Genomic DNA, 13,964 nt, shown 5'->3' with positions numbered 1-13,964 from the left:
CCATGTTGAAAGTTGACGATCGCATCTACGCGGCGCTGTTTCTGATCTCCTTCGCCGCGCTCATGACCGAGGTGGCCCTGACGCGCTTCTTCTCGTTCTCGATCTGGTACCACTTCGCGTATATGACCATTAGCGTCGCGCTGCTCGGTTACGGCGCGTCGGGCTCCCTTTACTACGCCTTCCCGTCGCTCACCGAGGGCGGCGTCAATCGCGCCCTGACGCGATGGTCGCTCGGGGCCGCCGTGCTCCTGGTCGTCTGCCTGCTGGTCGTCGCTCATGTGCCGTTCGATCCGGCCGAACTGTTTCCCGGCGGACACTTCAGCGCCGGCAACGACCCTCGGCAGTTCCTCTACATGTCGATCTTCTACGTCGCCGTCACCGCGCCGTTTCTCGCCGCCGGCCTGTGCATCACCGTCATTCTCAGCAACGCGCCGGCGCGCATTCCCGCCCTCTACTTCGCCGACCTGCTCGGCGCCGCCGCGGGCTGCGTCGCCGCCGTTGCCCTGCTCACCCCCCTCGGCGCACCCGGCGTGATCGTCCTCGCCGCCGGCATCCTCGTGTTCGCAAGCTTCCTGTTCGCCCTCGACGACTCCACCGCCAGACCCCGCATCCTGGCCGTCGTGGCACTGTTTGCGATCGCCTGCGTGCCGCTGGCGCGCCACGCGGAGCCGTACGCCTCGGGCACCAAGTTCCTCCCGCGCATCATGAGCGACAAGACCGAGGTCGCGTTCTCCCGCTGGAGCCCGGTCTATCGCGTCGACGTCGTGCGCGGCAAACCGGGTACGCCCATGCGCTTCGGCAAACGCGCCGCCTGGGGCGTCAGCGACAACTTCTACAGCGTCCCGCCGGAAAACATGGTCATCACGCACGACGGCGACGCGTCGACGATGATCTACAAGTTCGGCGGCAACTTCGACGAGCTGCGCATCCTCGATCGCTCGTTGCTGCTCCTGCCCTACCTCCTGCTCCCCTCGCCGGAGGTGCTCGTGATCGGCACCGGCGGCGGCGTCGACTTGCTGATGGCGATGAAACACGGCGCCGCTCACGTGACCGGCATCGAACTCAACCCGGTTACCGTCGGTCTGCTCAAGCGCGACTTCGTCGATTACACCGGCAACGTCTTCAACTCGCCGCAGGTCGACATCCATGTCGACGAGGGCCGCAACTTCGTGCGGCGCCACGACAAGAAGTACGACCTGATCCAGATCACCGGCATCGACACGCTGGCCGCCGTGTATTCCGGCGCCTACGTGCTGTCGGAGAGCTACCTCTACACCGTCGAAGCGCTGAAAGAGTACCTCACCCACCTCAAACCCGGAGGTTTCCTGCACTTCGTGCGCGGCGATCTGGGTTTCGGCGATCTGCCGCCGCGTCAGGTCCTGCGCCTCGTGACGGTGGCCACGGAAGCCCTGCGCGAACTTGGAGCGCAAAATCCGGCCGACCACATTTTGGTCACCATGTCGAAGAGCAAGGACGCCACGCTGCCGATCTTCAGCTTGCTGATCGGTCCGGAACCCATCGCGCCGGAGCGCATCGAGCGCATCCGCCAGCATGCCTCGACCGAGCGTTTTCAGCCCTGGCACGTACCGGGCGAGGCGCTGTCGTCGCCGGTGAGCGCATTTCTGACCAAGAACGCCGCCGAGCAGGAGGCGTTCCTCGCCGGACACTGGATGAACCTCCGTCCCGTGTTCGACGACCGGCCTTTCTTCTTCAACTTCCTCAAGTGGGGCAGTCTGCTGCAGGCCGCCGACAAGCGCGCCGACTACACGTTCGCGTCGGGTCAGTTCGTCCTGCTCGCGATTCTCGCGCAGTCGATCGTCTTCGCCGCGCTGCTGATCCTCGCCCCGCTGTGGTGGCGCAAGCGCGAGGCGAGCGCCGAGAGCGCCGCGCGTTACCTGTTCTACTTCGCGTGTCTGGGCATCGGCTTCATCTTCATCGAGATCAGCTACATCCAGCGCTTCACGCTGTTTCTCGGCTCACCGGTGTTTTCGCTCTCCGTGATCATGGCCACCTTGCTGCTTGCCTCGGGCATCGGCAGCTATCTGACCGGGCGCCTAGCCATGTTCGCCAACACGCGCGGCGCTTTGCGCGGTTTGCTGGCGGTTCTCGTGTTGCTCAACGTCTTCTACATTTTCGGACTCCCGGCCACCTTCCGTGCGTTTCTCGGCACCGAACTGCCGATACGCATCGGCGTGGCCATGCTTCTGTTGATGCCGGCCGGCCTCGTCATGGGCACCTTCCTGCCGCTCGGCATGCGCGTCGTCGGCGAGCGCGCCCCGGCCGTCATCCCGTGGGCGTGGGCGGCCAACGGCGTCGCTTCGGTTGTGGGTTCGATCCTGTGCATAGTGCTCGCCATCAGCATCGGTTTCCGCGCCGTCAACGGCATCGCGCTGATCGTCTACCTGATCGGCGGCGCCGTGCTCCTGCGGGGCGGGCGAGTCAGCAAGACGGCGAACGGCTGACCACGGGAAGAAATCGGATGGGGAGGACGAGACTCCCGCCGAGCCGCGCTTCCGAGAGCGCGTTCCACCCCATTGCGAGAACGCGCTCGGAGGTCGCGTTCCACCCCTTGGAGAACGCGCTCGGAGAGCGCGTTCCACCACGACGCGGGTCTACATAGGAAGGTGGGATGAACGGGCTCGTGTCTCTTCGTCTTGCGATGGCCGCGCTGGCGGTGCTCGCCGTGCCACCGCCGGCCATGGCCGTCGAACTCAGCGGCATACTCATCCACGCCGCCGACCGCGCCGGCAACGTCGCGGGACCGATCTGGCATACGTCGATGGACCGCAGCGGTCGTTTGCTAGGAATGACCCGCTACCCTCCGCCGCTGCTCCGAAGTATCCCGCTCGGCAACGAACCCGACACCGCTCAGGTCGTCAAGCCGCTGTACGCGGGAGCGCACGTCACCACGCTCTTCTGGCAGTACCTCCCCGGCGAGTTGCGCGACGCAATGGTCCTCAACGTCTACCTCAACGGCAATACCGTGGACCCCGCCATCAGTGCTCTCGTACCCTTCACTTACGGGTTGACCCGCTTCGTACCCAACCCGGCCTCGTCGACCGTGGCGCTCGACGGCCGTGCCACCGACCGCACCGCCGGCACCGAGTTCGCCGACGCTACCCACCGCGTCAGGCTGGGCGCCGCCTTCTATATGCCGTCGAGCGGCGAGACCTCGCAGTGGCGTCCGTCGGACTTCGTCGACCTCGACCGGATCGGACTGGATCGCCTCGAACCCGACGGTTCCCCGGACGGCATCCTCGTCTTCGAACTGGTGGTGGAACCGGCATCGCGCCCCGCCACAACACCGCGCGTCCATGGCCCGGCCGGCAATTCCCCCGCAGTTGCCGTCCCACCCGGCGTGTCGATCGGGCCCGATCAATGGACGCCGCCGGCGCGGAGCACGGTGGCAACGACACCGCCACCGACAGCGCGGACCGCGCCGCCGACGGCGCCGGCAGCAACTACCACTACCGCCGACTGGACGCCGCAGACGCCAACACCGGCGACCTCGCGCAGTCCCGGGCTGGCGTCGACCCCGTCCCGCAGCCCCGAGACCAGCCCACGGCCCGAGACGCCGACGGCCGGCCGGCCCTCCCCGGCGACCACTCGCACCCAACCCATGACCACGACGCGAACCGCCGCCCGCACGGCATCCCCCGCCACGCTAACCGTGGCCGAGAACCAACCGGCACCCCCGGTTCTGCCGCCTCCCGGCGCCCCGCCCACGGCCAAGGCGAGGTCGTTCACCGAGGGCAAGGCGCCCCTCGATACACGGCCCGCAAGACGCGGGCCGTTACTCGGGGCGAACGGCGTTCAGGCATTACGGAACCTCAAATCCGTTCGGGCCGAGTAGCCACCTTCTTCTGGCGGCGTATCGAGGCCCCGTCAGCAACTCTGCCGTGCCCCTCGCGGCCCCCCCCGATGGCCCTTGAAATTCGCGGTAAACGAGGCTGTCATGGGGTCAGGCCGGTGCGCGCCGGTCGCCTCCAATTGACCGCCGATATCAAGCGAACCTCATAACCCAACATCGAGAGGAACCCCGAAACCCTTCGCCGGCGGCGACGGACGTCAAGGTCCTCGGAAGGAAACCATAAGTGTCGCGAAACCCCGATCGCTCATCCAGACTTGCATCCCGCCGGTGGAGATACACGCCGGCGGCGGCACTGCTGCTGGCGGCCGCCGGCGTCGCCGCCGTGTCGTGCAACCGTCAGCCGGCCCCGAAACCGGGCTCGGTGAACGTGGTCCTCATCACCATCGATACACTGCGTGCCGACCGGCTCTCGTGCTACGGCTACACCAAGGCCAAGACGCCGCGCATAGACAGCCTCGCTGCCGACGGCGTGCTTTTCGAACGGGCGTACTGCGACGTCCCGTGGACAACTCCGTCGATGTCGTCGGTTCACACCGGGCTTTACGCCACCCACCACGGTTTCAAATCCACCTACCAGCAGCTCGACGAGGCCAATACGACGCTGGCCGAGTCGCTGAAGTCGAAAGGCTACACCACCGCCGCGTTCATAGGTTCCTTCCCCCTCGCTTCGTCGTTCCGGCTGAACCAGGGTTTCGATGTCTACGACGAAACCTTCGATACCCCCAGCGTCGTCGGCGGCAAGGCCAAGGTCGACGAACACGTTCCCGATACGTTCCACAAGAACGTCGACGATCAACGTCTGTTCCAGTTCCTCAAGTCGCGCGCCGACGCTTTTCGCGAGGACGCCAAAGTCAGCGACGCGGCGATCGAGTGGCTGGCCAAGAAACCGCGGCAACCCTTTTTCCTCTGGGCGCATTACTTCGGCCCTCACGAACGTTCCGACGAGAGCCTCGGCGAGCAGGACGCGTACAACAAGACGTTGCGCGATTACGATCCCGACCTGCAAAAAACCGACGTCGCCGTCGGACGCTTGCTCGATGCGCTCGCCAGGGACGGCCTCGACAAGAACACGTTGGTCATCCTGCACGCCGATCACGGCCAGAGTCTCGGCGAGCACTACTATTTCGGTCACGGCAAGAACCTGTTCGATCCCACGCTGCGCATCCCGCTCGTCATGCGCTTTCCCGAACACCTGCCGGCCGGAAAGCGGGTCCAGACCACTGCCCGCAACATAGATATCTTCCCCACGGTCATGGAGCTGACGGGTTACGGCGTACCGCCGGGTCTGGACGGCACCTCGCTGCTGGCAAAGGCCCGCGGCGAAACCGACGGCGAGGTCGAGATGTACTGCGAGACCTACCTGCCCGCGACCGAGGCGTTCGGCAAACTGGTACGCCTGGAAGACAACTCGATCCAGCGTGTCGGGTTCGTCCGCCGCGGCGTTCGCACTCCCGAGTGGCTCTATCTGGTCAACGAGCCCTCGCCGTTTCTGGACTACTCCAATCCTCCGCCCGTGCCGGAGTACGTGCAGAAGAAATACCGCACCGAGGAACTGTACGACCTGCACAAGGATCCGGGACAGGCGAACAATCTGATCGGCAAGGGAAGCGGCGTCGAGGCCAAGATGCGAAACAAGCTCGCGGAATACCAGAAATCGAGCCGGGCACCGAGCGCGCGCAGGGAGCTGGACGAGGCAGCGAAGGAGCGGCTGCGCAGCCTGGGGTACATGGAATGAAACCTGGCGGTCGGGCCGCGGGACTACTGTCGCTGTGCCTGCTCGTGTCCACGGCGGTGGCCGGGGCGGAGCCCGACCCCACGACCCGAGTCGCCACACTGCCGCCGGCGGCTTTCGTGCCGGCGAACAATTCGTCGCAGTACCTCCTGCGCCAGGGCGGTCTGGGCGTGCTCTGCCCGACGAAGGGAGCCGGGTACTTCACCGCTCCGCTGCAGCTTGAAGACGGGGCCAGCATCCGGGAGATCGCGGTCACGCTCGAGAACGACTCCAGTGAAGGGCTCGGTGTCATGTCGCTCGTCCGGCATACGACGGAGGGGCCCGAACTGCTCGCCATCACGCCCGTATCGGTTGGTTCGGGAGATGCCGAAACGCTGGCTTCCGCCCCGATCGCCGACGCCGCGATACGCAACGACGCTTCTTCCTACCTTCTTCAGGTCATGCTCAGCGCCCCCGGGGTATGCCTGCGCGGGGCGCGGGTGTCGTATCGCCTCCCTTGAGCTCGACCAGAACGCGTTCGTACAGAGCCTCCGCTTCGAGAGCGTGGCCGGTGTCGGTCGGGTGCAGGACGTCGCCGGGGGCGAACAGCGCCGGATCGCCTCGATCGGCGTAGAGCTGCGCCATATCCACCACCGGCACCCCGAGCCGCGCACCTGCCGTGCGGGTTGCTGCGGCGTAGGCCTCGTGGATCTCTATCAGCCGGTCGAACGAGGGTATCGCGTTGGTGGCCAACAACCGGTGCGCCGATGAAGTCGCCGGCAGGGCATCCTCCGCTTCGCGGCGCCCGCCGAGCACGAAGGCGTGCGGCGCCGTTAGCAGCCATACCGCCGCCCCCTCGGCACGACCCAACTCGACGATGCGCTGCAAGTTCCGCTCATACTCCCCGATCGGAATGTCGGGCTTCCACGCCGGCGGCAACAACGCCCTCCCCTGCTCGCCGTCCGCCGACAACCACCGGCGCAGCTCCATGCCCAGCCGGCGACTGAACGGATACAGGGCGGTGCGCAACAAGAGATCCTCCGCCACCCGCCCGACGCCTGCGTTCATCCGGCGGTACGCCCCGCTCTCGCCCGCCGGTGACATCGCGTGGTCGTTCCATCCGAAGCGCACCGCGATCAGATCGGGCTGTAGATCGCGCAACTTCGAGCGCAGCAGCAACGCCCCGTGAAAACTGTTGTATCCCGGCACGGCCGCGTTGAAGACCTCCGCTCGCTCGGCTCCCTGCCGTTCGGCAAGGAGCCGGTCCAGGCGCTGTGGATACGGTTCGTCCACATATGCGAGCTTGCCCTCCGACCCTGGGGAAATCACGCCGAACGTACCCGAGTCACCCAGAGCGAGGATACGGTACACGCCGGCCCGCTTCGGCCCGAATTCGCGGCTGCGAAAGCCGGCGCCGTTGATCAGCCGCTGCCCGTCGATCGCCTGACCCGGGTTGGGCTTGAAGCCGAGGATCGGGTCGCACACCCAGAGGATCGAGTTCTCGAAGGCCGGGCAGCGCTCAGCCGCTCCGGTCCACCGCAACACCGCCTCGGCAACGAGGAGCAGCACTAACGTCGGCAGGATCGCGAGAAGGACATTCGTCCAGATCCGCCGCGTGGGCCGACGAGGCTGTTCCGGCATCATCCGCACCGGGCCGGGGAACCGCGGCCGAGATTCCAGCGCGGGTTGCCGCCCGCAACCCGAGTTCCAGGACGGAACCCGTTCGCCCCGAGTAGGGCCCGTTTCCTCAGGGCGCGTATCGAGGGGCGCCCGTCGTGATCCCCCGCGTCCCTCGATACGCCGCCTGAGAAGACGGCGGCTACTCGGGACGAACGGCGGGGCACTGCCGCTCCATGGCCTGAAGATTTCTTCGCGCCGTGCGCGCAAACGCGGAAATCGTAGAACAGGTGGCCGGTCCCTCGCTCTCGAGATCACGATCTTACGGGCCATGTCCGCATATTGCACGCGCGAACCGACAACGCGCGCAAACGGCGACCGCGGGCGCCACGGCGCGGCGTGGCAACTCGTGGCCGCGGCGCTCATCCTCGCCGCCTTCGCCGCCGCTCGCACCGCGTTGCTCCTGACCTCCTACGACGCCAACCATAACTGGGAAGAGCCGGTCTTCCTGTTCAGCGCCACCGAACTGCTGCGCGACGGGATGGGGCAGGTGTTCGCGCACCAGGACGATCTGAACCACGGCGGATCGGTGGTGCTCCTGCTGCTCGCCGTGCCGTGGGTTTCGCTCTTCGGGACCAGCATGGTCGGACTCAAGGGCGTGGCGATCGTGTGGGCAACGCTGACCCTGACCGTACTGATGACCGTCGCCTGGCGCTACTTCTCGCCTACCGTCGCATTGCTGCTGGGAACGTTCTACCTCGCTCTCAGCCCGACCCTCGCCCGGCTCGATGTGACGCTGGTGGGTTCGCACCCGGAAGCCGTGTTGCCGTGCACGCTGGCGCTCGGCTGTTATCTGGCGGCGGTATCGCGGCGCGCCGCGGGCGCGGCCGAGTCGGCCTGGATCTCCGGCGCGCTCGGACTTGCCGCCGGCGTGGCAATGTGGGTCGCCTACGTCTCGGCGATGTTCGTGCTGCCGGTCGTGGCTCTCCACCTGCTCTTCGCTCGCAGTCGGAGGGCGGTTGCCGCCACCGGCGCCGGTCTGCTCGCCGGCGCGCTGCCTTGGGCTTATCAAAACCTGTGGCTGCACCCGCACGGAGCGATTGCCTGGTTGGCGTACCTCGGACCGTCGGGCGGAACGGCGACAAGTTCTGACGATGTGTTCGCGCCGCTCGCCGTGCTTGCCGGCTCGTTCGGTTACCCGCCGCCGGGCGGCGGGATCCTGCTGGGGTTGCTCGGCGGTGGGCTGGGGTTGCTCTGGGCCGCCGTGCTGCGGCGCCGATGGCCGGGCCGGCTGGCAGCCTCCCCGGCGGCGCTGCTGCCGTTCGCCCTCGCGCCCGTGCTCGGCGCCGTCATGCTGGCATGGGCCACACTGCCGCTGCGTCCGAACGAGGGCTACTACCATGCCCGGTTCTTCGTACCGATGCAGGTGTCGTTGTTCTGGACTCTGGCATTGGCGGTCGATTTCGCGGCGTCGTCATGGGGACGAGGCATCGCCGGCGCGGCGGTGGTGGCCGCGCTGCTGGCGGGGGTGTGGGGACAGGCCCCGCTGTTCGGCGCCGGCAACACCTACGAACCGGATTTCGAGAAGGACCGTCTCGACGGCTGCGAGGTGTTCGGCATCGCCGAGTGGGACCGGTCGGGGGATGCGCCGGGGGCCATCGCGCGCCTCGCCGTCCTGAGCGATCCGGTCTGCCGGCAGCGTGCCTTCGCCGGACTCGGCTGGCCGATGGCGCGCCGGCTCATCGACGATCGCAACGTCGAGGCAGCGCGCGCGACCCTCGACGCGATCGGCGATCGCCGCCTGCGCTTCGCGGCATGCGGCGGAGTCCTGTTCTATCTCGACCGCAGCGCCGACAGTCGGCTCACCCCGGCCGCGCGCAACGCGTTGCTACAACACGTGTCGCGGCATTGTCGTTCCCCCCGCGCATGACGTGTACATCACGACTGCTGGGTCTGGCGGCGCTGCTTCTGGGTGCCGCGTGCAGTCAGCGCGAGGCCCCGGCCGCGCCGGCGCGTTACAGCCTGATCGTCGTCAACATCGACTCGCTGCGCGCCGACCACCTCGGCACTTACGGCTACACACGCAACACGTCGCCCTTCATAGACTCCCTCGCCCGGCAAGGCGTCGTTTTCGAGCGCGCACTGGCCAACTCCTCGTTCACGCGCGAGTCGGTCGCCACGCTGTTTTCGGGGCGTTTACCCTCGCACGGGGGCGGCAGCGGTTGGAACGCCAGGCCGGCGCCCGACGCGCCCACGCTCGCCCGCCTCCTCCGCGCCGCCGGCTACGCGACGGGGCTCTTCAGCAACACGACCATGCTCACCGATCCGACCTTTACCGCCGGCTTCGACGAGGTGGAGCACTCCTCGACATGGGGTGTAAGCCGCGCCGGCGCGCGCCTTTCCGCCCACGCAGTGGAATTCCTGCGGCGTCATCCTGACCGGCCGTTCATGCTCTACCTGCATTACCTCGATCCGCACGGCCCCTACGACCCTCCCGACGATCTCTATCGTGCGTTCGTGCCGCACCCGGCCGCGACTTCGCTCGACGTCTATCGCGACGTGAGACCGCGTTGCGTCGAGCTTGTCCGCGAGGGGTTCGGACCGGGCGAGAGCCGCTTCGAGGATATGGTGGCGCGCTACGACGCCGAGATTGCCGACACCGACCGTGCCGTGGCCCTGCTGTTCGCCGGTCTCGACGAGCTGGGCCGGCGCGACCGCACCATGGTGGTGGTAACGGCGGACCATGGCGAGGAGTTCCTGGAGCACGGGTTCGTCGAGCACGCATGGACCCTTTACGACGAGTCGCTGCGCGTGCCGCTGGTGTTATGGGCACCCGGCGCGCTGCCACCGGAGCGTGTCCCGGGATTGGTGTCGACCGTAGACATAACCCCGACACTGCTCCGACTTCTCGAGATTCCGCACCGTCCCTCGGAGTTCGACGGCAGCGCGCTCGTCGAGCCGACGGCGGACGGTTATCGCTTCGCCGCTCCCGCCCACCCGTATATCGGCGAGTTGCTCATTGCCGGACGCAATGTCCTGCGCACGATCGTCAGCGGCGAGTGGAAGTACATCGCCGCGCAGCGCTGGCTAGCGCCGGCGGCGCGCCCGGCGGCGGTTGCGCACCAGGATTGGCCTTCGCCGGACGGCGAGCGCAGGCCGTTCGACCTCTGGGGTCCGGTGGTACATGAAGAGCTTTACGATCTCGCCGCCGACCCGCGCGAGCAGCGTAATCTCGTTTCGACAGCGCCGGCGAAGCTCGACGAACTGCGAGCCTTCCTCGCAGCGTACAGGGCACGGGCGCAGGCGGCCGGGGCGGACAGCACCGGCAACTTTCCGGCGTCGCAGGACCTATCGCCCGCCGACCGCGAGCGACTCCGCAGTCTCGGGTACGTGGAGTGATCGTCGGCCGAGAGTGGCAACCCCGCGTGCGCGGATCCGTCGGGGTCGGTATCGATTCGATTCCCTCGATCCCGATAGCGCTTCCGACCCCGACCTCACGGCAACAGCACCCCGCCGCGGAGTCAGGTCCCTCTCCCGCAGGGAGAGGTCAGGTGAGGGGATCCACCCGCCGCACCACTGCAACAGCACCCCGCCGCGGAGTCAGGTCCCTCTCCCAGCGGGAGAGGTCAGGTGAGGGGATCCACCCGCCGCACCACTGCAACAGCACCCCGCCGCGGAGTCAGGTCCCTCTCCCAGCGGGAGAGGTCAGGTGAGGGGATCAACATCCTCCTGCAGTTCAGTCCCGTGTCACGATCGCCACGGCCCGCAGCGCTTCCCCAATTCTCGCCGGCACATTCTCTCGCGGTTCTCAATCACGTCGATGTTCCAGAACCGCACAATCCGGCACCTCGGACGTTCCAGAAACCGGCTACGCTCTTCGTCGTGTTCCCGCCGCTCGAAGTGCCGACCGCCGTCGACTTCCACTACCAACCTCGATTCCACGCAACAGAAGTCGGCCTGGCGCTCGTGCCTCACTCGATCTTATCTCCTCACCTGACCTCTCCCGCCGGGAGAGGAACCTGACCCCGTAGCGGGGTGCTGTCGTGACGCTCGTACCTCATTCGCTCTTATCCCCTCACCTGACCTCTCCCGCTGGGAGAGGAACCTGACCCCGTAGCGGGGTGCTGTCGTGACGCTCGTGCCTCGCTCACTCTTATCCCCTCACCTGACCTCTCCCGCTGGGAGAGGAACCTCACCCCGCAGAGGGGTGCTGTCGTGACGCTCGTGCCTCGCTCACTCTTATCCCCTCACCTGACCTCTCCCGCCGGGAGGAACCTCACCCCGTAGCGGGGTGCTGTCGTGGCGCTCGTGCCTTGTTCGATCTCATCCCCTCACCCGACCTCTCCCGCCGGGAGAGGAACCTGATCGCGTCGCTACCCGGCGGTTCGCGAGAGGTCAGGCGAGGGGTGGTCAGACGATACTCGACGCGTTGCGCCGACCCCGTGCCGTCGCGCCGGCGGCCAGTAAGGCGACCAGCGGCACCACCGGCAGCACGTAACGGACCGCAGGCTGCACGACGGCATGGAACACCGTGTAGGCGGCGATCAGCAGCACCGCGACAGCGACGAGATCGCGCCGCTCCGGGCACCGGCGCCACATGCGCACGGCACCCACCAGCGCCGCCAGGAGCAACGCCCCGTGCAACAAGCCGTGGACCAGCATGCTCAGCCGGCTGCGGCCGAGATACCAGGTCAGGATCACGTTACGGGCCGCCAGCGCGGCGGCCTCCGTCGGATTGCGCGCAATCCAAGCCCGCGCCTCTTCGCCCGCGACCATGTCGCGCATCTCCACGGCCGCGTCGCGGGCGACACCGCGGCGCGCCAGATCCGCCCATAAAGCGATTTCCGCATCGCGGTTCAGATCCGCGGCGGGCTCCGTCCATCCTGCGTGACGCGCGATGTACAGCCCGTGGTACAGCGCCCGACCGCCGGTGGCCGTAAACAGGTTGGCCTGCCCGTGCGCCCACAGGTTCACCACCACCCACGGCGCGAGACACGCGACGGCAACCGCCACCGTCCGCACGAGGGGAGCGAAGCTGCCTCGCAGCGCCGCCGGAATCAACGCCACCGCCTGCAACATCGCAGTACTCTTGATCAGCCATTGCAACGCCCACAACGCCCCGACCCGCCCCGGTCGCCACGACGGGGCACTGACCTCGCGCACGAACGCCACGAGCAGGAAGGTGTACAGAGTCTCCGTGAGCGGGCGCGCCGTGTACAGGAGAAGGGTCGGGTGCAGCGCGCACATGCCCGCAGCGGCGAGGGCACCGGCACGGGTGGCGTAACGTTGCGCCATCGCCAGCACCAGCGCACACGTCGCCGCGCCGCAGACCGCCTGCGCCGCCTGCCACGGCCACGCCACCTCTCCGAAAAAGCGGAAACTCGCGGCCAGCAGCAGCGGGTAGAGCGGCAGCCGCTCCGCCGCTGCCGGCCGCCCGTCGAGCACGTAGCCCTTGCCGGCCACCAGATTGCGGGCGATCGCATCGTAGCCGTCCCCGGCACCGAAACTCCCCGCCACCTCGGGATAGACGAGAAAATCGAACAGCAGACGAACGACCAGCGCCACTGCGAAGATCGCCGTCAAGTCTGCACCGCTGCGGTCGGGATCGCTCATGCGCGCGGGAATTGACCTGAGCCACCTTCTCGTCTACGCCCCCCGGGAATGTCAATGCGACTGCGCACAGCGATGCCCGCGTCACGGATCGGCCGCGCACGGCCCCGGAGGGACGGATGATTCTCGTCACCGGAGGAGCGGGGTACGTCGGCAGCCTGCTCGTGCCCGAGCTGTTGGCTCACGGCCATGCCGTACGGGTCGTCGACACGCTGTGGTTCGGCAACCCGCTACCGCCGCACCCGCAGCTCGATCTGATCCAGGCCGATGTCCGCGACGCCAACCCCGCCTGGCTCGACGGCGTGCGCGGCGTCATCCACCTCGCCGGTCTGTCCAACGACCCGACCGCCGACTTCGCACCCCGGCTCAACGCCGAAAGCAACGTCCTGGCAACACGCCGGCTGGCCGAGCTGGTTGCACAGCGGGCATCTGCCGAAGGCCGGGAGATCCGCTTCCTGTTCGGTTCGTCGTGCTCCGTCTACTACACATCGACGCCCGAGAAGGAAATCGACATCAAGGCCAGGGACGAGAGCATGCCCGTGGCACCGACCGCGAACTACAGTAAGGCGAAACGCCTCGCGGAAATCGAACTGCTGAAGCTCGCCGAAGCGGTCCCCGAGTTCTGTCCCGTGGTGCTGCGCAAAGGCACTCTGTTCGGGCTCGCGCCGCGCATGCGTTTCGACCTGGTGGTCAACGTGTTCACGCTGCACGCCTGGCAGAAGCGCCAGCTCACCGTGTTCGGCAGCGGCGAGGCGTGGCGGCCGCTCCTGCACGTGCGCGAAGCCGTCGATGCCTACGTCTACTGCCTGACGTCACCGGCGGCGAAGGTGCGAGCGCAAATCTTCAACGTGCTGCACAAGAACTACCGCCTGCTCGAGCTGGCACACTGGGTAACCGAGATCCTCGAAGAGCATCGCGGCGTGGCGGTTCAGGTGCGGCGCGACCGTTCGGTACAGAGCGGCGAGCGGAGTTACTACGTGCTCGGCGACAAGATCCAGGAGCGACTCGGCTTCAAGACCGAGCGCGGCGCCACCCGAGCCGTACTCGAGATCTGGGACGCCCTCGTAGCCGGCCAGTTCGGTCCCGCTCCGCAAGACGACGCCCGCTATTTCAATATCCGCTGGATGCGCCAGCACGCCGGCGAAGCCTGAGCGG

The 13,964-nt window shown here is 67.4% G+C and carries 9 protein-coding genes; 7 read left to right on the top strand and 2 right to left on the bottom strand.

From position 1 onward, the window contains the following. The first annotated feature begins 2 nt into the window (after window positions 1-2). The 4 genes from L6Q96_17925 (at window position 3) to L6Q96_17910 (ending at window position 6,103) form a co-directional block, all read left to right on the top strand. Window positions 3-2,462 (top strand): hypothetical protein, encoded by a 2,460-nt coding sequence (locus L6Q96_17925; GenBank protein ID MCK6556434.1) that lies wholly within the window; start codon window positions 3-5, stop codon window positions 2,460-2,462. 167 nt (window positions 2,463-2,629) lie between these two features. After that, window positions 2,630-3,853, top strand: coding sequence for a hypothetical protein (locus L6Q96_17920; GenBank protein ID MCK6556433.1), 1,224 nt, complete (start codon window positions 2,630-2,632; stop codon window positions 3,851-3,853). A gap of 241 nt (window positions 3,854-4,094) precedes the next feature. Further along, on the top strand, window positions 4,095-5,606 hold the full coding sequence (locus L6Q96_17915) for a sulfatase-like hydrolase/transferase (GenBank protein MCK6556432.1): 1,512 nt from the start codon (window positions 4,095-4,097) through the stop codon (window positions 5,604-5,606). Continuing rightward, window positions 5,603-6,103 (top strand): hypothetical protein, encoded by a 501-nt coding sequence (locus L6Q96_17910; GenBank protein ID MCK6556431.1) that lies wholly within the window; start codon window positions 5,603-5,605, stop codon window positions 6,101-6,103. The genes L6Q96_17915 and L6Q96_17910 overlap by 4 nt, the downstream gene beginning before the upstream one ends. Here L6Q96_17910 and L6Q96_17905 read toward each other — a convergent pair. Then, window positions 6,048-7,223, bottom strand: coding sequence for an SGNH/GDSL hydrolase family protein (locus tag L6Q96_17905; protein MCK6556430.1), 1,176 nt, complete (start codon window positions 7,221-7,223; stop codon window positions 6,048-6,050). The genes L6Q96_17910 and L6Q96_17905 overlap by 56 nt on opposite strands. Before the next feature lie 307 nt (window positions 7,224-7,530). On the opposite strand from L6Q96_17905, the gene L6Q96_17900 reads away from it, so the two are divergent. Continuing rightward, window positions 7,531-9,129: a glycosyltransferase family 39 protein gene (locus L6Q96_17900; GenBank protein ID MCK6556429.1), complete on the top strand. Its 1,599-nt coding sequence runs from the start codon at window positions 7,531-7,533 to the stop codon at window positions 9,127-9,129. Beyond that, a complete protein-coding gene (locus L6Q96_17895; protein MCK6556428.1) occupies window positions 9,126-10,598 on the top strand; it encodes a sulfatase-like hydrolase/transferase in 1,473 nt (490 codons plus the stop codon). The genes L6Q96_17900 and L6Q96_17895 overlap by 4 nt, the downstream gene beginning before the upstream one ends. Window positions 10,599-11,609: 1,011 nt before the next feature. On the opposite strand, the gene L6Q96_17890 is transcribed toward L6Q96_17895, so the two are convergent. Continuing rightward, on the bottom strand, window positions 11,610-12,812 hold the full coding sequence (locus tag L6Q96_17890; GenBank protein ID MCK6556427.1) for a glycosyltransferase family 39 protein: 1,203 nt from the start codon (window positions 12,810-12,812) through the stop codon (window positions 11,610-11,612). A gap of 116 nt (window positions 12,813-12,928) precedes the next feature. Between L6Q96_17890 and L6Q96_17885 the strand changes: the two genes are divergently transcribed. Next, window positions 12,929-13,960, top strand: a complete 1,032-nt coding sequence (locus L6Q96_17885; GenBank protein MCK6556426.1) for an SDR family oxidoreductase — start codon at window positions 12,929-12,931, stop codon at window positions 13,958-13,960. The last annotated feature ends 4 nt before the right edge of the window (window positions 13,961-13,964 follow it).

Source organism: Candidatus Binatia bacterium (genome assembly GCA_023150935.1).
Lineage (GTDB): Bacteria > Desulfobacterota > Binatia > HRBIN30 > HRBIN30 > JAKLJW01.
Note: the sequence above shows the minus strand (reverse complement) of the source record. Positions and strands in the feature narration are given on the sequence as shown.

What these genes read in the sequence shown, in the direction of transcription:
- L6Q96_17925 (MCK6556434.1), top strand. Translation starts at nt 3, where the DNA reads ATGTTGAAAGTTGACGATCGCATCTACGCGGCGCTGTTTCTGATCTCC.
- L6Q96_17920 (MCK6556433.1), top strand. Translation starts at nt 2,630, where the DNA reads ATGAACGGGCTCGTGTCTCTTCGTCTTGCGATGGCCGCGCTGGCGGTG.
- L6Q96_17910 (MCK6556431.1), top strand. Translation starts at nt 5,603, where the DNA reads ATGAAACCTGGCGGTCGGGCCGCGGGACTACTGTCGCTGTGCCTGCTC.
- L6Q96_17905 (MCK6556430.1), bottom strand. Translation starts at nt 7,223, where the DNA reads ATGCCGGAACAGCCTCGTCGGCCCACGCGGCGGATCTGGACGAATGTC.
- L6Q96_17900 (MCK6556429.1), top strand. Translation starts at nt 7,531, where the DNA reads ATGTCCGCATATTGCACGCGCGAACCGACAACGCGCGCAAACGGCGAC.
- L6Q96_17895 (MCK6556428.1), top strand. Translation starts at nt 9,126, where the DNA reads ATGACGTGTACATCACGACTGCTGGGTCTGGCGGCGCTGCTTCTGGGT.
- L6Q96_17890 (MCK6556427.1), bottom strand. Translation starts at nt 12,812, where the DNA reads ATGAGCGATCCCGACCGCAGCGGTGCAGACTTGACGGCGATCTTCGCA.
- L6Q96_17885 (MCK6556426.1), top strand. Translation starts at nt 12,929, where the DNA reads ATGATTCTCGTCACCGGAGGAGCGGGGTACGTCGGCAGCCTGCTCGTG.